This window comes from Burkholderiales bacterium (assembly GCA_023511995.1).
Lineage (GTDB): Bacteria > Pseudomonadota > Gammaproteobacteria > Burkholderiales > Thiobacteraceae > Thiobacter.
In genome coordinates this window covers 32,529-51,046 of the sequence record JAIMAL010000019.1, presented here as the reverse complement: position 1 = coordinate 51,046, position 18,518 = coordinate 32,529, and the positions used below count along the sequence as shown (strand labels likewise).

At 65.3% G+C, this 18,518-nt stretch carries 17 protein-coding genes; 6 read left to right on the top strand and 11 right to left on the bottom strand.

Going from position 1 to position 18,518, the window contains the following annotated elements:
- Positions 1-46 precede the first annotated feature (46 nt).
- The 6 genes from K6T56_10220 to K6T56_10195 form a co-directional block, all read right to left on the bottom strand.
- Complete coding sequence (locus K6T56_10220) at positions 47-2,311, bottom strand: EAL domain-containing protein (GenBank protein ID MCL6556725.1); 2,265 nt, start codon at positions 2,309-2,311, stop codon at positions 47-49.
- A 199-nt stretch (positions 2,312-2,510) separates the two neighbouring features.
- On the bottom strand, positions 2,511-4,148 hold the full coding sequence (gene groL, locus K6T56_10215) for a chaperonin GroEL (protein ID MCL6556724.1): 1,638 nt from the start codon (positions 4,146-4,148) through the stop codon (positions 2,511-2,513).
- A 74-nt stretch (positions 4,149-4,222) separates the two neighbouring features.
- The gene (gene groES, locus K6T56_10210; protein ID MCL6556723.1) at positions 4,223-4,513 is read right to left on the bottom strand and encodes a co-chaperone GroES; all 291 of its coding nucleotides are present in this window, start codon (positions 4,511-4,513) and stop codon (positions 4,223-4,225) included.
- Positions 4,514-4,752: 239 nt separating this feature from the next.
- Positions 4,753-6,375 carry a chaperonin GroEL gene (gene groL, locus K6T56_10205; GenBank protein MCL6556722.1) on the bottom strand — a complete coding sequence of 541 codons (1,623 nt, stop codon included), beginning with the start codon at positions 6,373-6,375 and terminating at the stop codon, positions 4,753-4,755.
- 36 nt (positions 6,376-6,411) lie between these two features.
- Positions 6,412-6,729, bottom strand: coding sequence for a co-chaperone GroES (groES, locus tag K6T56_10200; GenBank protein ID MCL6556721.1), 318 nt, complete (start codon positions 6,727-6,729; stop codon positions 6,412-6,414).
- A 148-nt stretch (positions 6,730-6,877) separates the two neighbouring features.
- On the bottom strand, positions 6,878-7,510 hold the full coding sequence (locus K6T56_10195) for a diguanylate cyclase (protein MCL6556720.1): 633 nt from the start codon (positions 7,508-7,510) through the stop codon (positions 6,878-6,880).
- A gap of 101 nt (positions 7,511-7,611) precedes the next feature.
- Between K6T56_10195 and K6T56_10190 the strand changes: the two genes are divergently transcribed.
- Positions 7,612-8,922 carry an adenosylmethionine--8-amino-7-oxononanoate transaminase gene (locus K6T56_10190; protein ID MCL6556719.1) on the top strand — a complete coding sequence of 437 codons (1,311 nt, stop codon included), beginning with the start codon at positions 7,612-7,614 and terminating at the stop codon, positions 8,920-8,922.
- A 1-nt stretch (position 8,923) separates the two neighbouring features.
- Here the strand turns inward: K6T56_10190 and K6T56_10185 are convergent, their stop codons facing one another.
- A complete protein-coding gene (locus tag K6T56_10185) occupies positions 8,924-9,682 on the bottom strand; it encodes a serine protease (GenBank protein ID MCL6556718.1) in 759 nt (252 codons plus the stop codon).
- A 114-nt stretch (positions 9,683-9,796) separates the two neighbouring features.
- Between K6T56_10185 and K6T56_10180 the strand changes: the two genes are divergently transcribed.
- From K6T56_10180 to dacB, 3 genes are all read left to right on the top strand, one after another.
- A complete protein-coding gene (locus tag K6T56_10180; GenBank protein MCL6556717.1) occupies positions 9,797-11,077 on the top strand; it encodes a nucleotide sugar dehydrogenase in 1,281 nt (426 codons plus the stop codon).
- 7 nt (positions 11,078-11,084) lie between these two features.
- Positions 11,085-12,128, top strand: coding sequence for a Vi polysaccharide biosynthesis UDP-N-acetylglucosaminuronic acid C-4 epimerase TviC (gene tviC / locus K6T56_10175; GenBank protein ID MCL6556716.1), 1,044 nt, complete (start codon positions 11,085-11,087; stop codon positions 12,126-12,128).
- Between the two features lie 100 nt (positions 12,129-12,228).
- Entirely contained in the window at positions 12,229-13,599 is a 1,371-nt protein-coding gene (gene dacB, locus K6T56_10170) for a D-alanyl-D-alanine carboxypeptidase/D-alanyl-D-alanine-endopeptidase (protein ID MCL6556715.1), read from the top strand.
- 97 nt (positions 13,600-13,696) lie between these two features.
- On the opposite strand, the gene K6T56_10165 is transcribed toward dacB, so the two are convergent.
- Together K6T56_10165 and K6T56_10160 are read right to left on the bottom strand one after the other, a co-directional pair.
- Positions 13,697-14,452, bottom strand: coding sequence for a slipin family protein (locus K6T56_10165; GenBank protein ID MCL6556714.1), 756 nt, complete (start codon positions 14,450-14,452; stop codon positions 13,697-13,699).
- Positions 14,453-14,467: 15 nt separating this feature from the next.
- Positions 14,468-15,784 carry a nodulation protein NfeD gene (locus K6T56_10160; protein MCL6556713.1) on the bottom strand — a complete coding sequence of 439 codons (1,317 nt, stop codon included), beginning with the start codon at positions 15,782-15,784 and terminating at the stop codon, positions 14,468-14,470.
- 39 nt (positions 15,785-15,823) lie between these two features.
- Between K6T56_10160 and K6T56_10155 the strand changes: the two genes are divergently transcribed.
- The gene (locus tag K6T56_10155) at positions 15,824-16,057 is read left to right on the top strand and encodes a hypothetical protein (protein ID MCL6556712.1); all 234 of its coding nucleotides are present in this window, start codon (positions 15,824-15,826) and stop codon (positions 16,055-16,057) included.
- 5 nt (positions 16,058-16,062) lie between these two features.
- Here the strand turns inward: K6T56_10155 and K6T56_10150 are convergent, their stop codons facing one another.
- Positions 16,063-16,626, bottom strand: a complete 564-nt coding sequence (locus K6T56_10150) for a phosphoribosyltransferase domain-containing protein (protein ID MCL6556711.1) — start codon at positions 16,624-16,626, stop codon at positions 16,063-16,065.
- Entirely contained in the window at positions 16,623-17,657 is a 1,035-nt protein-coding gene (locus K6T56_10145; protein MCL6556710.1) for an aminopeptidase, read from the bottom strand. The genes K6T56_10150 and K6T56_10145 overlap by 4 nt, the downstream gene beginning before the upstream one ends.
- 161 nt (positions 17,658-17,818) lie before the next feature.
- Here K6T56_10145 and phoB point away from each other — a divergent pair, with 161 nt between their 5' ends.
- Complete coding sequence (gene phoB, locus K6T56_10140) at positions 17,819-18,508, top strand: phosphate regulon transcriptional regulator PhoB (protein MCL6556709.1); 690 nt, start codon at positions 17,819-17,821, stop codon at positions 18,506-18,508.
- Positions 18,509-18,518: the final 10 nt, after the last annotated feature.

Below are 18,518 nucleotides of genomic sequence, written 5' to 3'. Positions count from 1 at the left end.
TTGATGGGGCAAAATGCTCGCACATTCTGACCCACCTACCCGTTAATCAAAATTGCACTTCAAACTTGAATCCGCGAATGGTGGCAAGCCCCATCACATGGCCGATCCGCGTGATCGCCTCCACCATGGCGAAATCCACCGCATCGGTGAGCATGTCGCGCACGAAGCCACCGTCGATCTTGATGGAATCCACGGGCAGGGTCTTGAGGTAAGCGAAGGAGGACATGCCGCTGCCGAAATCGTCGAGGGAGAAACGGCAGCCGGCGGCGCGCAAGGTGTTCATCAGACGCAGCGCGCGGGAGAGGTTGGCGATGGCCACCGTCTCTGTGATTTCGAAGCAGATGTGGCGGGCGTCGATCCCCCGCTTGCGGATTTCATCGAGAACGAAATCGCCGAAGGCCTCATCCCCGAGGGACTGGCCGGACAGATTGATGGAAAGCAGGGCATCGGGGCACAGGCCATCGCGGTTGCGTGCCAGCCACTCGAAGGTAGTGCGCACCACCCAGCGGTCCAGGGTGGGCATGAGGTTGTAGCGTTCCGCGGCAGGGATGAAGGCCATGGGGGGCACCAGCTGCCCATCGCCATCCACCATGCGCAGCAGGATTTCCCGCCGGCGGCACGGCTGACCCAGGGGCAGGGGATGAATTTCCTGGAAATAAAGGCGGAAACGTCCCTCCTCGAAGGCGCGGGTCAAACGGTCCACCCATTCGATTTCCCCATGACGCCGGCGCACATCGGCATCGGCCGCCCGGTGGACGAAGACCCGGTTGCGTCCCCGTTCCTTCGCCATGTAACAGGCGGTGTCGGCAGCAGCCAGCACCGAAGCGAGCCCCCCGCAGTGGGGGCCCAGCTCCACCACGCCGACGGAAGCGCCCACGGTGAAGGTCTTGTCTTCCCAGACGAAGCGGAACTCGGCGATTTCCTGCCGCAGATGTTCCGCCACCGCCACCCCCTCTACGCTGCTGCGGCCGGGCAGGAGCACTCCGAACTCGTCACCCCCGAGGCGGGCCAGGGTGTCTTCCGCCCGCAGCTTCTGTCTCAGCACCGCCGCCAACTGGCGCAAAAGCTCGTCACCGGCGATGTGGCCGCAGACGTCGTTGACCAGCTTGAACTGGTCGAGATCGAGATAGAGCAGCACGTGATGTTCCTTGCCACTGCGCGCCCGCTCGGCCAAAACGGAAAGGCGCCGTTCGAATTCGTGCCGGTTGACGAGACCGGTCAAGGCATCGTGGCTCGCCTGCCAGGCCAGCTCCTGGGCGAGGGTGCGTTCCGTGGTGACGTCGCGGAAGACCACTACCGCGCCCAGGATGCGCCCGTCCCCGGCGCGGATGGGGGAGACCGTCTGCTCGATGGCGTATTCCGCGCCCTTGCGGCTGATGAGGAGCGGCATGGTGGGCGTGACGGTCGTGGGATCATTACCCAACGCCGCCTGGATGGCGCGCTTAAGAGGCCGGCGGTCCCGTTCATCCACGACGCGGTAGATTTCATCCACCTCCCGCCCCTTCGCCTCGGCCAATGACCAGCCGGTCAGCCGTTCCGCCATGGGGTTGAGGTGGAGGATGCGGCCGGCGGCATCGGTACTGATCACCGCATCGCCGATGGAATGCAGGGTGATTTCCGCGCGATCCCGTTCTTGGGCCAGGGCACGCTCGGCAGCAAGGGTGCGGCGCACCACACGCACGGAGACGATCACCGCCAGGCCCAAGGCGGAAAGACCCAGCAACATGACCAGGCCGAAGGCAAACTGATAACTGCGCCGCGCCTCCGCTGCCGCCTGCGCGCTGGCTTCCTCCTGCAGCGCGAGGAGTTCACGGAAATGGCCATAGACCGCCTGCTGCGCGGGCAACGCCTGCTCAAGCAGGAGACGATCCGCCTCGAAGTCGCGGTTTTCCTCCAGAAGCTGCACCACCTCCTCCATGAGGGCCGTGGAGGTGCGGATTTTCTGCCGGGCCGCCTCCAGCGCCTGCCGCTCCACCTCGGTCAAGGGCAGGGCCCTCAGGGCATCGCGGTGGCGGACGAATTCGGCGCCATACTCCCGGAAGCGCAACATCAGCGCGTCCCGCTCGAAGGGGTCCGTGGAAAGCAACATGGACTGGACCGCAAGCGCCCGCTCCCGGGAGGCGGACTGCATGGCGTTGACATGGGTGATTTTGGCGTTGGCCTCCTCGACGATGCGGGCAAGCCGCGCGTTGGTTTCGCGCATCTGCCACAGCGCCGTGGCCCCCACCACGGCAAGCAGCAGACAGACCACGGCAAACCCCGCAATCAGGGTGCGCGCGGAGCGGGAAAAGGAAAAAGCGCTTTCGGACATGGGATCAGCACAAGGGCGGCAGGCGCGCCCACCCGCCACCCGGGCCCCCGCCGGCGAAAACCGACTGAAGCGGCACATGATAACGGCAAATCCGGCCCGGGGGGCATGACCCTCTAACGGCCGCCGGCGGCGATTCTTGACCCCCCCAAAAAAAAAGAACCCCGCTTCGCGCGGGGTTCTTTGCCTGGGACCTTGGCGGTCACATCATGTCCATGCCACCCATGCCGCCCATGCCACCGCCGCCGGCCGCCGGTTTCTCCTCCGGCACCTCGGCGACCATGCAGTCGGTGGTGAGCATGAGGCCGGCTACCGAAGCGGCATTCTGCAGGGCGGTGCGGGTCACCTTGGTGGGATCCAGCACCCCCATCTCCATCATGTCGCCATACTGGCCGGTCTGGGCGTTGTAGCCGAAGTTGCCACTGCCCTCCATGACCCGGTTGACTACCACGGAAGGCTCTTCGCCACAGTTGGCCACGATCTGGCGCAGGGGCTCCTGCAGAGCACGCAGCACGATCTTGATGCCACAGTCCTGATCGTGGTTGTCGCCCTTGAGGGCGGCCACGGCCTTGGAGGCGCGCAGCAGGGCGACGCCGCCACCGGGCACGATGCCTTCCTCCACCGCCGCCCGCGTGGCATGCAGCGCGTCTTCCACCCGCGCCTTCTTCTCCTTCATCTCCACTTCCGTGGCGGCACCCACCTTGATCACCGCCACGCCACCGGCAAGCTTCGCCACTCGCTCCTGCAGCTTCTCCTTGTCGTAGTCGCTGGTGGCCTCTTCGATCTGCTTGCGGATCTGCTTGACGCGGGCCTGGATGTTTTCCGGTTTGCCGGCACCATCGATGATGGTGGTGTGTTCCTTCGCCACCTCGATGCGCTTGGCCTGGCCCAGGTCCGCCAGGGTGGCCTTCTCCAGGGTAAGCCCCACTTCCTCGGCGATCACCGTGCCGCCGGTGAGGATGGCGATGTCCTCCAGCATGGCCTTGCGCCGGTCACCGAAGCCGGGCGCCTTGACGGCGCAGGTCTTGAGGATGCCGCGGATGTTGTTGACCACCAGGGTGGCGAGGGCCTCGCCCTCCACATCCTCGGCGATGATGAGCAGCGGCCGCCCCGCCTTGGCCACCTGCTCGAGGATGGGCAGCAGATCGCGGATGCTGGAGATTTTCTTGTCGTGGAGCAGGACGAAGGGATTGTCCAGCACGGCAAGCTGGCGATCGGGATTGTTGATGAAGTAGGGGGACAGATAACCCCGGTCGAACTGCATGCCCTCCACCACTTCCAGCTCGTTTTCCAGGCCGGAGCCGTCCTCGACGGTGATCACGCCTTCCTTGCCCACCTTTTCCATGGCATCGGCGATGATCTTGCCGATGGATTCATCGGAGTTGGCCGAAATGGCGCCCACCTGGGCGATTTCCTTGCTGGTGGTGCAGGGCTTGGAAATCTTTTTGAGCTCCTCCACGGTGGCAGCGACGGCCTTGTCGATCCCCCGCTTGAGGTCCATGGGGTTCATGCCCGCGGCGACATATTTCATGCCCTCCTTGAGGATGGCCTGGGCGAGCACGGTGGCGGTGGTGGTGCCATCGCCTGCCACATCGGAGGTCTTGGAGGCGACCTCCTTCACCATCTGCGCGCCCATGTTCTCGAACTTGTCTTTGAGTTCGATCTCCTTGGCCACGGACACCCCGTCCTTGGTGATGGTGGGCGCGCCGAAGGAGCGCTCCAGCACCACGTTGCGGCCTTTGGGGCCGAGGGTGACCTTCACCGCATCGGCCAGAATGTTGACGCCGGCAACCATCTTGTGGCGGGCGACATCACCGAATTTCACGTCTTTGGCAGCCATTTATCTCTCCTGAAAGTCCATTCACCACCGCGCGCACGCAACAGCATGCGTCCACCGTGGCAGAAACGTCTCCATTACTTCTCGATCACACCCATGATGTCTTCTTCGCGCATCACGAGCAGTTCCTCGCCTTCCACCTTGACGGTCTGGCCGGCATATTTGCCGAACAACACCCGGTCACCCACCTTCACGTCCATGGGGATCAGCTTGCCAGAATCGTCCCGCCGGCCGGGGCCGACGGCGATGACTTCGCCCTGATCCGGCTTCTCCGCCGCGGTGTCGGGAATGACGATACCGGAGGCGGTGCGACGCTCTTCCTCCACACGCTTGACGATGACGCGGTCATGCAGGGGTCGGATTTTCATGTTGCGTTCTCCTTCTTCAGTCTGTTTCCTTCAAAAAAGGGTTGCCGGCGGCCGCGAGCTGCGTAAAGTGCCCAACACGCCGCCGGGGAGGATTGTTAGCACTCAAGTCTGGTGAGTGCTAATGATAGGCGGGAGGGCCGCAAAGTGCAACCGCAAAACGCGCCTTTTGCCCTTCGCCCCCTTCCCGGGAACAAAAAAAACCCCTCCCACGAGGGGAGGGTTGGGCCGGCATCAGGGGATCAGTACTCCATTTCCGGCATGGCCGGCGTGCTGGCCTTCTCCTCCTTCGGCGCCTCGGCGATGGTGGCGTCCGTGGTGAGGATCAGGCCGGCCACGGAAGCGGCATTCTGCAGGGCGGAGCGGGTCACCTTGGTGGGATCCAGCACCCCCATCTCCATCATGTCGCCATACTGGCCGGTCTGGGCGTTGTAGCCGAAGTTGCCACTGCCCTCCATGACCCGGTTGACTACCACGGAAGGCTCTTCGCCACAGTTGGCCACGATCTGGCGCAGGGGCTCCTGCAGAGCACGCAGCACGATCTTGATGCCACAGTCCTGATCGTGGTTGTCGCCCTTGAGGGCGGCCACGGCCTTGGAGGCGCGCAGCAGGGCGACGCCGCCACCGGGCACGATGCCTTCCTCCACCGCCGCCCGCGTGGCATGCAGCGCGTCTTCCACCCGCGCCTTCTTCTCCTTCATCTCCACTTCCGTGGCGGCACCCACCTTGATCACCGCCACGCCACCGGCAAGCTTCGCCAGCCGCTCCTGCAGCTTCTCCTTGTCGTAGTCGCTGGTGGCCTCCTCGATCTGGGCACGGATCTGCTTGATGCGCGCCTCGATCTTGGATTTCTCGCCCGCACCATCGATGATGATGGTGTTCTCCTTGTGCACCTCCACCCGCTTGGCGCGACCGAGATCGGCGAGCTTGGTTTTCTCCAGGCTGAGGCCCACTTCGTCGGAGATGACGGTACCGCCGGTGAGGATGGCAATGTCCTGCAACATGGCCTTGCGCCGGTCACCGAAGCCTGGCGCCTTGACCGCCGCCACTTTGAGCACGCCGCGCATGGCGTTGACCACCAAGGTGGCCAGGGCCTCGCCTTCCACATCCTCGGCGATAATGAGCAGCGGCTTGCCGGCCTTCGCCACCTCCTCCAGCACCGGCAGCAGGTCGCGAATGCTGGAGATTTTCTTGTCATGGATGAGGATCAGCGCGTCCTCCAGCACGGCCGTCTGCTTGTCCGGATTGTTGATGAAGTAAGGCGACAGATAACCCCGGTCGAACTGCATGCCCTCCACCACTTCCAGCTCGTTCTCCAGGGATTTGCCGTCCTCCACCGTGATCACGCCTTCCTTGCCCACCTTGTCCATGGCGTCGGCGATGATCTTGCCGATGGATTCGTCCGCATTGGCGGAGATGGCGCCCACCTGGGCGATTTCCTTGCTGGTGGTCACCGGCTTGGAGAGCTTCTTCAGTTCCTCCACCACGGTGTGCACGGCCTTGTCGATCCCCCGTTTGAGGTCCATGGGGTTCATGCCCGCGGCAACGTATTTCATGCCCTCCTGAACGATGGCCTGGGCGAGCACGGTGGCAGTGGTGGTGCCATCCCCCGCCACATCCGCGGTCTTGGAGGCCACTTCCTTCACCATCTGCGCGCCCATGTTCTCGAACTTGTCCTTGAGTTCGATCTCCTTGGCCACGGACACCCCATCCTTGGTGATTACCGGCGCACCAAAGGAACGCTCGATCACCACGTTGCGGCCTTTGGGGCCCAGGGTGACCTTCACCGCGTCGGCCAGAATGTTCACCCCGCGGACGATACGGGCACGGGCGGAATCATGGAATTTGACTTCTTTCGCACTCATGTCCAACTACTCCTTATGAGGAAAGGGTCCACTCCATCAGGCAGCCTTCTTGGCGCTGGCGCTTCCCTGTTCGATGATGCCGAGCACGTCTTCCTCGCGCAGCACCAGAAGTTCCTCGCCCTCGACCTTGACGGTCTGACCGCCATACTTGCTGAACAGCACGCGGTCGCCCACTTTCACCTCCAGTGGCCGCACGGTGCCATTGTCCAGCAGCTTGCCGGGACCGACGGCGAGGACTTCACCCTGTTCCGGCTTCTCCCCGGCGGTATCCGGGATGACGATGCCGGAAGCCGTCTGACGCTGCTGTTCGATCCGCTTGACGATAATCCGGTCGTAAAGGGGACGAATGTGCATCACAACTCTCCTATCCGATTGCAGATTACCCGAGGCACCCCCGGTGGGTGACGAAGGGGATGCCCATCAAAGCGAAAGCGGCCGCGGCACGCGGCCGGTGCCGGTTCCTCGGCCGGCGGGCAGGAAGATGGGGGCAGGCCCCCCGATTTCAAGAGGGGAGGATCAAGCGGGTGATACGGCCAAGCCGATAGACCGTGCGGCGGACGGCACGCAGGCTCCGCCCGTGGAGTGCCGGCGGCCGGGGGGCGACGGGGCAGGGGGGCTCCCGGCTGCCATCGGCAGCCAGTGTCTCATCGCCTGGCGTGGCCGCCCACACCCCGCCGCGCACAGGGCGGAACTGCCAGCGCACATAGCCCTTTTCCGCCCCCACCTTGAGCAGCACTTCGCGGTCCGGCGCCTCCGCAAGCAGCAGGGCCTCGGCCGCCCGGCGGTCGAGGTGTTCACCGAAGGCCTGCAGGCATTCCAGCGCCTCCCGGCTGCTTGCCCCCACCTGGTTGCAGGGGCGCCGCTCTTCCCGCTCCACATCCCACGCCCCCAACCGCCAGCCGGCCTCCAGCATGGCCTCATCGATCTCCTCCAGCGCCTGCCAGCGTTCGTTGATCTGCAGCGCGGAACCGGGAACAGGATGCACCTTGCGGGCCTGCCCGCTGCTGCGGAAGCCGTGCCAGTGCAGGAAAAGGAGCAGCGGTGTGTCCGCCCGGGGCACGGCGGTCAGGCTCACCGCATACAGCGGCAGGCCGACGGCGCTGATCTGCGCGGTGATCTTCTGGAAGATTTCCATGCGTGGCCTCCACGGGCAATGACCCGGAAAAATCTAGCGCAAGGTGCCAGCGCAGGCAATGCCGCCGGGCGGGTTAGAATGGCCCCTTGCGGAGAAGACCCATGTCCAATGAACGCTGGCTCAACCGCAGCCGTCAGGCAGTCTGGCATCCCTGCACCCAGATGAAGGTGCACGAGACCCTGCCCATCGTCCCCATCGCCCGCGGCGAAGGGGCGTGGCTTTACGACTTCGACGGCCGCCGTTACCTGGATGCCATCAGCTCCTGGTGGGTGAATCTCTTCGGTCACGCCAATCCCCGCATCAATGCCGCCCTCCGCGACCAGATGGAACGGCTGGAACACGTCATCCTGGCCGGCTTCACCCACCGGCCGGTGGTGGAGCTTTCGGAAAGACTCGCGCGCCTCGCCCCCGGCCGCCTGGGACACGCCTTCTATGCCTCGGACGGCGCCTCCGCGGTGGAAATCGCCCTCAAGATGAGTTTCCATTACTGGGCAAACCGCGGCCGGCCGGAGAAGACCGGGTTTGTCAGCCTGGAAAACGGGTACCACGGGGAAACCCTGGGCGCGCTGTCGGTGACGGACGTGCCCCTGTTCAAGGCCACCTATGCGCCCCTGCTGCGGCCCACCCATCAGGCGCCAAGCCCCGATCCCCGCCGTGCCCCGCCGGGCGTACCCCCCTTGCAGCGCGCCATGGAGGCCGCCCGCGCCCTGGAAGTCTGGCTCAGTGAAAACCACGCCACCACCGCCGCCCTCATCCTCGAACCCCTGGTGCAATGCGCGGGGGGCATGGCCATGTACGATGCGGAATATCTGCGGCAGGCGCGCCGTCTTTGCGACCGCTACCAAGTCCACCTCATCGCCGATGAAATCGCCGTGGGCTTCGGTCGCACGGGCACCCTCTTCGCCTGTGAGCAGGCCGGCATCGCGCCCGATTTCCTCTGCCTGTCCAAGGGCATCACCGGGGGCTACCTGCCCCTGTCGGCAGTGCTCACCACCGATGAGGTGTATGCCGCCTTCTATGACGAGGCGCTCAGCCGGGGCTTCCTCCATTCCCATTCCTACACGGGAAATCCCCTGGCCTGCCGGGCGGCACTGGCGGTGCTGGATATCTTCGAGGAAGGTCAGGTGCTGGAAGCCAACCGCAGACTCGCCCGCGCCCTCACGGAAGCGGCGGAGCCCATCGCCCGCCACGGGCGGGTGCGGCAATTCCGCCATCTGGGCATGATCTGGGCATTCGAGGTGGCGGATCCCCCCGCCGACTTCGCCCGCCGCTTCTTCACCCTTGCCCTGGAACAGGGGCTGTTGCTGCGCCCCTTGGGGACGACGGTCTATTTCATGCCGCCCTATGTCATCGGCGAGCCGGAAATCGACCACCTGGTACGGGGCACACGGGCGGTGCTGGACCGGCTGTAAGTCACGGCCGGGCGGCACCGGCCAGCAGATCGCGAATGAAATTCACCGGGATGACATAGCTGATGCCGGAGGGGTCGCTGAGCGCGGCCTCCTTGCTTTTCTTGACGAGGACGCTGTTCAACACGCCCAGCACCTCGCCGGTGCGGGGATCAAACAGGGGACTGCCGCTGTTGCCTGGGTAGGCCGTGGCATCGAGCTGGAAAACGAAGAAGGGTTGGCGCAGCCGTTCGATGGCCTGGGGGCTCAAATCCCGCGCCCCGCCCGCGCGGCTGGCCACCGGGGTGATGGCGGAGACGATGCCGCGGTGGGTGACAGGCACAAGCCCCAGGGCCATGCCCAGGGGGAAGCCGGTGAAGGCCACCTCCATGCCCTCCCGCACCCGACTGGCATCGCCCAGTGGGAGGCTGGGCAGCGGTGGTCCGTCGAGGGTGAGAAGCGCCAGATCATGGGCGATATCGATGCGCTCGACGCGGGCGGGAAGGACTCGCGGCCGGCCGTCCACCTGGGCGAGCACCACGAGGCGCTCCGGTTGCGCAGGATCGGGATTGCGGGGCAGGACATGGGCATTGGTGACCACCTGCCGGCCATCCCCGACGACGAAACCCGTGCCCTGGAAGACGTGCTGGGGCGCGCGGGTTGCCTGCTGAGTGCCCACCGCCACCACCGCCGGCTTGACGCGGACAATGGTGTCGGCAAGCTCCCCCCGCGCTGGCATGGAAGCTGCAGCCAGCATCGCCGCGAGGCACAATCGCCCACGCATCGTCTTCACCATGGGCGGATTATAGCCGGCCCTGGTCACGGCCCGCGGCTATCGGCGGCCGCTTCCCTTGGTTAGAATGCGGGAACATTGCAAAAGAAACAGGGGTTGATCACCATGAGCATCATCGGTGTCGTCGGGCTCGGCTATGTGGGCCTGCCGCTTGCCGTGGAATTCGGCAAGAAATTCCAGACCATCGGCGTGGACCTGTCGGAGGAGAAAGTGGCCCATTACCGCCGCCACTGCGACCCCACCGGAGAAGTGGCGACGGAAGACCTGCGGGCCGCCGTGCATCTCACCTGCACCACGGACGCCTCCCAGCTTGCGGCCTGCGACTTCATCATCGTCGCCGTGCCCACGCCCGTGGATGCCGCGCATCAACCGGATTTCGGGCCGCTGATCGGCGCCTCCACCTCCGTGGGCCGGCACATGAAAAAAGGCGCCATCGTGGTCTATGAGTCCACCGTCTATCCCGGCGCCACCGAGGAGGTGTGCATTCCCCTGCTGGAGAAACACTCCGGCATGAAGTGGAAGGAGGATTTCTTCGTCGGCTACTCCCCCGAGCGCATCAACCCCGGCGACAAGGAACACACCCTGACGCGCATCCTCAAGGTGGTCTCCGGCGACACGCCGGAAACCCTGGAAAAGGTCGCGGCGCTTTACGAATCCATCATCACCGCCGGCGTCTATCGCGCCTCCAGCATCAAGGTGGCGGAGGCTGCCAAGGTGATCGAGAACACCCAGCGGGACCTCAACATCGCCCTCATGAACGAGCTCGCCCTGATCTTTCACAAGATCGGCATCGACACCCTGGAAGTGCTGCGCGCGGCCGGCACCAAATGGAATTTCCTTCCTTTCCGCCCGGGACTCGTGGGCGGACACTGCATCGGCGTGGACCCCTACTATCTGACCTACAAAGCCGACATGCTGGGTTATCACCCGCAGGTGATCCTCGCCGGACGCCGCATCAACGACGGCATGGGCAAATACATCGCCGAGCAGACGGTGAAGGAGATGATCGCCGCCGGCAGCCAGATCAAGGGGGCGAAGGTGCTGGTGCTGGGCCTCACTTTCAAGGAGAACTGCCCTGATCTGCGCAATTCCCGCGTCATCGACGTCATCCGTGAACTGGAAAGCTATGGCGTGGAAGTGCACGTGCACGACCCCATCGCCGATCCCCGGGAGGCGGAGCACGAATACGGCATCACCCTAAAGAGCTGGGAGGCGCTGCCCACCGCCGATGGCATCGTCGCCGCCGTCGCCCACCGGCAGTTCATCGAGCGGCCGCTCGCCGATTACCGGGCGAAGGTGAACGGTCGCGGCGCGCTCATCGATGTCAAGGGGATTTTCGATCCCGATGCGGCACGCGCCGCCTTTGCCCGTTTCTGGCGTCTGTGAGGTCGTGATGCATGCCCCTGCCTACGCCGCCCTGTGCGAGGAGCTTGCCCGCAGTCCCCGCACCTGGCTCATCACTGGTGTCGCCGGTTTCATCGGCTCCAACCTCCTGGAAACCTTGCTGCGTTTGGACCAGCACGTGGTGGGGTTGGACAACTTCGCCACCGGCCACCGGCGCAATCTCGATGAAGTCCGCACCCTGATGAGCCCCACCCAGTGGCAGCGCTTCACCTTCCTCGAAGGGGACATCCGCGATCTTGACCTCTGCCGCCAGGCCTGCCGGGGTGTGGACTACGTCCTGCATCAGGCGGCATTGGGTTCGGTGCCCCGCTCCATCGAGGACCCCGTGGCCACCAACCAGAGCAATGTCGATGGCTTCCTCCACATGCTGGTGGCGGCGAGGGATGCGGGCGTGCAAAGCTTCATCTATGCCGCCTCCAGCTCCACCTACGGCGATCACCCGCGTCTGCCCAAGGTGGAGGACGAGATCGGCCAGCCTCTTTCCCCCTACGCGGTGACCAAGTACGTCAACGAACTGTATGCCGAAGTGTTCGACCGCTGCTATGGCTTTCGCAGCATCGGGCTTCGCTACTTCAACATCTTCGGCCCGCGCCAGGATCCGGAAGGCGCCTACGCGGCGGTGATTCCCAAATGGATCGCCGCCATGATCCGCGATGAGCCCGTCTACATCAATGGCGACGGGGAAACCAGCCGGGATTTCTGCTACGTGGAGAACGCCATCCAAGCCAATCTCCTCGCCGCCACCACCCGGGACGAGGCGGCACGCGGCCAGGTCTACAACATTGCCGTCGGCCGCCGCACCACCCTCAATGAACTCTTTGAGCTGTTGCGTGCCGAACTCGCCCCGCGCTTTCCCCACCTCAAGGACAAGCGCCCCCTCCACCGGGATTTCCGCCCCGGCGATGTGCGTCATTCCCTGGCCGACATCTCCAAGGCCCAACGCCTGCTGCACTACCAGCCCACCCACACCGTGGAGGAGGGACTGCGCATCGCCATGGACTGGTATGTGCGGGATTTCGCCCGCCACCGCTGAAGCCACGCCGGCGGCCAGGGCGGGGGCGCAACGGCTGGCTTTGTTTCACAAGTGCCGCCAACGGTGGCTATCGCGCGCCGGCTGGGCGGTGCTTTGTTTCTTGCTTTTCCCCCTCCCCGCGGCAGCGCAACTGCCGGCAGAGCTGGCGCGTGCCCTGGAGGAAACCGGCCTGCCGCCCACAAGCCTCGCTCTCTTTGTCCAGGAGCTGGGCAGCCCCACTCCCCTCATCGCCCACCAGGCGGACCGCCCCATGAACCCCGCCTCGGTGATCAAACTGGTGACCACTTTCGCCGCGCTGGAGGCCCTCACCCCCGCCTATCGCTGGCGCACGGAAGTCTATGCCGATGGGGAGGAGGACGGCGGGCGGCTGAAGGGCCGACTCTATTTCAAGGGTTATGGCGATCCCCGCATCACCCTCGAGACCCTTTGGCTTTGGCTGCGGGAGCTGCGCGCGCGGGGTTTGCGAAAGATCGATGGCGATGTGGTGCTCGACCGCAGTCATTTCGATTTGCCGCCGGAAGACCCCGCGGCCTTCGACGGAAAGCCCCTCCGGCCTTACAACGTGGGGCCCGATGCCCTGCTCCTCAATTTCCGCACCCAGCGCCTCCACATCCTGCCGCAAAGCGGCCGCCTTCACGTTCGCCTGGAAGCGGCAGCGGGTCTTGCCCTCGACAACCGGCTGCGCCCCGTGGCCGGCCCCTGCGGGGACTGGAAGAACAATCTCGCCGCCACCGTGGAAAAAACGCGGCGGGGGGTGCTGTTGCGGCTTGGCGGCGAGTATCCCCTCTCCTGTGGTGAGCAGTCGGCCCATTTCGCCCTCTTCGATGCCGACACCCAGGCCGAACTGCTCCTGAACAGCCTCTGGCAGGAACTGGGCGGCCGTTTAAGGGGGCGGGTCAAAGCCGGCACGGTTGCCGATGGGGCGCGGCTCATGGCCCGTTTCGAATCGGCGCCCCTTGCCGAGGTGGTGCGCGACATCAACAAGTTCAGCAACAATGTGATGGCGCGACAGGTTTACCTCACCCTCGGCGCGGAGCTCTTCGGCCCCCCCGCCACCCCGGAAAAAGCGGCCCTGGCGGTGAAGACGGTGCTGGCAAGCCGCGGCCTCGATTTTGTGGAACTGCAGCCGGGCAATGGCGCGGGACTGGACCGGGGCACCCGCATCACCGCGCGGCACCTTGCCGCGCTATTGGGGGCGGCAAGGGCCTCGCTCTGGTATCCCGAGTTCGCCGCCTCACTCCCCCTGGTGGGGCTCGACGGCACGGTGCGCCACCGCCTTGCGGGGCAGCCCGTGGCAGGACAGGCGCGTCTCAAGTCCGGCTCCCTCGACGATGTGCGGGCGCTGGCCGGCTATTCCCGGGATGCGAAAGGACGGGAGATGATCGTCGTCTGCCTGATCAATGACCCGCAGGCTGCCCGCGCCCGCCCCTTCCAGGACAGCCTGCTTGCCTGGCTGTTTGCGCGGCCGTGAGTTACGCCTTCCTGCCGGGAATTGCCCGCGGCCCTTTTCGGCTTTCCGCGGCGGCCCGGGCCGCGACAGTGAGCAAAAAACCTGGCGCGAGTCACCTTCAGGATTTTTTGTTCAGGATCGCATCGATGAGATCGATGGGCAGGGGGAAGACGATGGTGGAGTTCTTGTCGGCGGCGATCGCCGTCAGGGTCTCCAGATAACGCAGTTGGATGGCGGCCGGCTGCCGCGCCAGCACCTCTGCCGCCTGAGCCAGTTTCTGGGAGGCCTGCAGCTCGCCTTCGGCGTGAATGACCTTGGCCCGGCGCTCCCGCTCCGCTTCCGCCTGCCGGGCAATGGCCCGCACCATGGACTCGTCGATGTCCACATGCTTGATTTCCACATTGGACACCTTGATGCCCCAGGCATCCGTCTGCTGGTCGAGCACGGTCTGGATGTCCAGATTGAGCCGCTCCCGCTCCGCCAGCATGTCATCGAGCTCGTGCTTGCCCAGCACGGCGCGCAGGGTGGTCTGCGCCAACTGGCTGGTGGCCGAGAGGTAATCCTCCACCTGGATGATGGCCTTGGCGGGGTCCACCACGCGGAAATAAACCACCGCGTTCACCTTCACCGAGACGTTGTCGCGGGAGATCACATCCTGACTGGGCACATCCATGACGATGGTGCGCAAATCCACCCGCACCATCTGCTGGATGCCGGGAATGACCACCACCAGTCCCGGCCCCTTCACCTTCCAGAACCGTCCCAGCATGAACACCACGCCCCGCTCGTATTCGCGCAGAATCTTCAGCGCCGAGACGAGGAAGGCGATGATGAGAATGAGCAGCCAGCCCGAGCCGAAAATGAGTTCCACCATGAGATGCTCCTTGCTTCAGTTTTTGTCCACCTGCAGGGTGAGGCCATCCACCGACCGCACCTTTACCCTGTCGCCCACCGCGAGGGGCGTATCGCTTTGCGCCCGCCACAATTCACCGTGGACCCGCACCCAGGCCATCCCGTCCTTCACCTCCACCACCTCGGCGGCGCTACCCGGGAGTTCCTCGCGGCCGCTCACCACCGGGCGCCTGCGCGAGGCCAGGGCCATGCGGCCCACCACCAGAATGAAAACGGCGGTGGCCACGGTGAAGGCGCCGATGAGACCCAACGGCACACCGGCCCCCGCCACCTCGCGGTCCATGAGCATGATGGAGCCGGCGACGAAAGCAACGATGCCCCCCAGCCCCAGCACACCGAAACTGGGCACGAACACCTCGGCGATGAGCAGTCCCACCCCCAGCAGGATGAGGGCGAGCCCGGCATAGCTGATGGGCAGCAGTTGAAAAGCGAACAGGGCAAGGAGGAGACAGATCGCCCCCATCACACCGGCGATGCCGAAACCCGGATTGGAAAACTCGAAGATGAGCCCGTACATGCCCAGAAGGAGGAGGATGTAGGCCACGCCGGGATCGGTGATGACGGCAAGCAGTCGCGTGCGCCAGTCGGGCAGGCGCTCCTCCACCTGGGCATTACGCGTGGCAAGCGGGCGCTCGGCCTCCCCCACCCTGACCCGCCGGCCATCCACCGCGGCAAGCAGCGAAGGGAGATCCGCCGCGATGACATCGATCACCTTCTCCCGCAAGGCCTCTTCGGCGGACAGACTCACCGCCTCGCGCACCGCGCGCTCCGCCCATTCCCCATTGCGCCCCCGTAGCTGCGCCAACCCGCGGATATAGGCCGCGGCATCATGGATTTGCTTTTTCGTCATGGCGGAGGGCTCGGCGCCCTTCTCGGCGCCCGGTTGTTTTTTTGGTTCGCCAGGGCCTTCCGGCATGGGTCCCCCGATGGCCACCGGTGTCGCCGCCCCGAGATTGGTGGCGGGGGCCATGGCCGCCACGTGGGCGGCATAGAGGATGTAGGTGCCGGCGCTGGCGGCCCGCGCCCCCTCCGGTGCCACCCAGGCGATCACCGGCACGCGGGAGGCGAGGATTTTGCGGATGATGTCTCGCATGGCCGAATCGAGCCCGCCGGGGGTGTCGAGCCGCAGCACCACCGCTTCCGCTTGGCTCTCCTCGGCACGGGTAATGCCCCGCACCACATAATCCGCGCTGGCGGGCGAGATGGCCCCATCCACGGCCAGCATCACCACCCGCGGCGCGGCCACCGCCGGCAGCGCGACAAAGACCAGGAAAAGCAACAGGGCACGGCTCATGGCATTGACTATAGCGGCAAATCGGGCAAAGTGGTGGGCATGCTGAAAGTCATGGGCAAAATCCTCGCCGCCTTCACCTTCTTCGTGCTCTTCGTCGAGTCGGTGGCCGCCGCCGTGCGCTGGTGGCATGGGGATGCCCTGACCCTTTGGCAGAAGCTCGCCGCCCTTGCCCTGCCCCTCCTCATCTTCGTCTGGGCGCGTTATTTTTCCGTTTTCGGCTGCCACGGCAAAGCCTGCGTCGATGGGGCGGGACGGGGGCAACCCGGCCCGTGAGCGCCTCAGGCCCGCGCCGGGCGCAGCAGGTCGATCTTCAGGGTAGGTTCGTAGGGCGGCACGTTGCACTCGATGATGTCAGTGGGGGCGACGTTGAGGGTGACACCGACGATGTCGGTGCGCACCGGCAGTTTCGCCGCGCCCCGATCCACCAGCACCGCGGTGCGGATCTCCGCCGCCCCCTTGCCGGCCAGGTACTCCACCGCACGCAGCATCGAATAACCCTTGTACATCACATCGTCCACCACGATGAGGGAACGCCCGGAAAGATCGAGCCCCGCGTGGGCGGGGTTTTCTGTGAGCCGCGTCTCGGGGTGAAGCAGGGTGAGATCGTCCCCATAGCGTTTGATGGCAAGATCCAGGCGTGACAGACCCGGCACATGGAAATCCCGCGCAAGCCGCGTGAAAAGCATATCGGCCAGCGGGGCTCCGCGGCGCAGGATGCCCACCACGATCACGTCCCGCCGCCCGGTAAAAAGCCCCGCCGCCTGCCAGGCCATGGCATCCAGCACGGCGGAAAGTGCTTGGGTATCGTAGAGGCAAAAGCGGCTGCCCGGGACCTGGCTCATGGCGTGGAGGAAAGGGAGGAGGTCATGCCACCCATGATAGGGGTTGCCCCGGAGGGGGTCAAAACCACGCAGCGCTCTCCCCCCGCAAGCCCGGCGAGAAGGCTGTTGCGCTCAGGCGCGGGCAGCTTTGCCAGGCCGCGCGCCGCCTCATAGAAAGCCGGCAGATCACCGTCGAGACAACCCAGCAGGGTGCGGAAGGCCGGCAGGTGATCGAGATAGAGGGTGGCGGAAGCCAGCTTGGCGGTGTTAAGGGGGCTTGAACGGAACCAGCGGTCATAACCGGAATAGCCGCCCCAGCTTGCGCGCAGGCCTTCGTATTCCGCTTCCGCTGCGCGCAGGATGGCGGCCTTGCGGGCGCGGGCGTCTGCCTCGTCCGCGGCCTCGGCGAAAGCCCGGGCCAGTTGGTCGCGGATGCGGAACAGCAGGGCGTGGAAGTCCTGACGGCGTTGTCTCGTCTCCTCCCATGCCCGCGCCGGGGAGGAATCCGGCTGCCGGGCAAACCAGCGGCGCACGCCCGCCTCCTCCACGGCGGTGGCGAAGGATTCATTGAACGCGGTATCCCCCGGCAGGTAAACCGTCTGATGGGCCAGCTCATGGAAAATGAGGCCGACGAGCTCCCCTTCCGGATAACGGATGAAGGTGTTGAGTACGGGATCGGCAAACCAGCCCAGGGTGGAATAGGTGGGAATGCCGGCGACGAAGACATCGAAACCCGCTGCCGTAAGCTCGGCCGCTGCCGCCTGCGCCGCCGCTTCGGAAAAATAGCCGCGGTAGGCGACACAGCCCGCCACCGGGAAACACCACTCCAGCGGTTTGAGGGAAAACTCCGGCGCGGCGAAGACATTCCACACCGCGTAGCGCCGCCCGAGGTCCGCGTAGCGGCGGAAACTGTCGTTGTCCGGAAGTTTCAGCTCCCGGCTGGCGAACTCCCGCGCCGCCAGCACCACGGCAAGCCGCCGGGCAAGCTCCGGATCGGTGGCCGGATCGGCGAGGACATCGGTGATGGGTACGGCCTTGCCACTCACTTCCATCTGCCCGCCCGCAGCCTGCAGGTAATAGGCGAGCGGCGCGCAGCCAGTGAGCAGGAGGAAGGCGGACAGCAAAAGGATTCTCACCGGGGCAAAGCGGGGGGTGTCATCGAACCGTCACATTGACGTCATACTATGCCATCCGCCGTCATGAGGAGGAAGCCATGCCAGCGACAGTACTGGTGGTGGAAGACGAGCCCGCAATCCAGGCGCTCGTGAGTTTCAACCTGAAGCAGGCCGGCCACACGGTGGTCCAGGCGGAAAGCGCCGAGGAGGCCAGCCGGCTCATGAAGGAGGCCATCCCCGATCTCATTCTCCTGGACTGGATGCTGCCCGGCCAGTCCGGCATCGAGTTCGCCCGCCGGCTCAAGGCCGACCGCCACACGCGGGACATTCCCATCATCATGCTCACCGCCCGCGGCGAGGAGATGGACCGCGTGCGTGGCCTGGAAAGCGGCGCCGACGATTATGTCACCAAGCCCTTTTCGCCGCGGGAGCTCATGGCGCGCATCAAGGCGGTGCTGCGCCGGCGCGCCCCGCAGATGACGGACGAGCCGGTGGAGATCAATGGTCTTGTCCTCAATCCGGTCACCCATCGCGTCACCGGCAACGGCGTGCCCCTCAACCTCGGGCCCACCGAATTCCGTCTGCTGCATTTCCTCATGACCCATCCGGAGCGGGTGCATTCCCGCGCCCAGCTTCTGGACCAGGTGTGGGGCAGCCATGTCTTCGTCGAGGAAAGGACAGTGGACGTGCACATCCGGCGGCTGCGCCGGGCACTGGAACCCACCGGCCACGATGCACTCATCCAGACCGTCCGCGGGGCCGGTTACCGCTTCTCCGCCCAAACCTGACCCCAGGCCT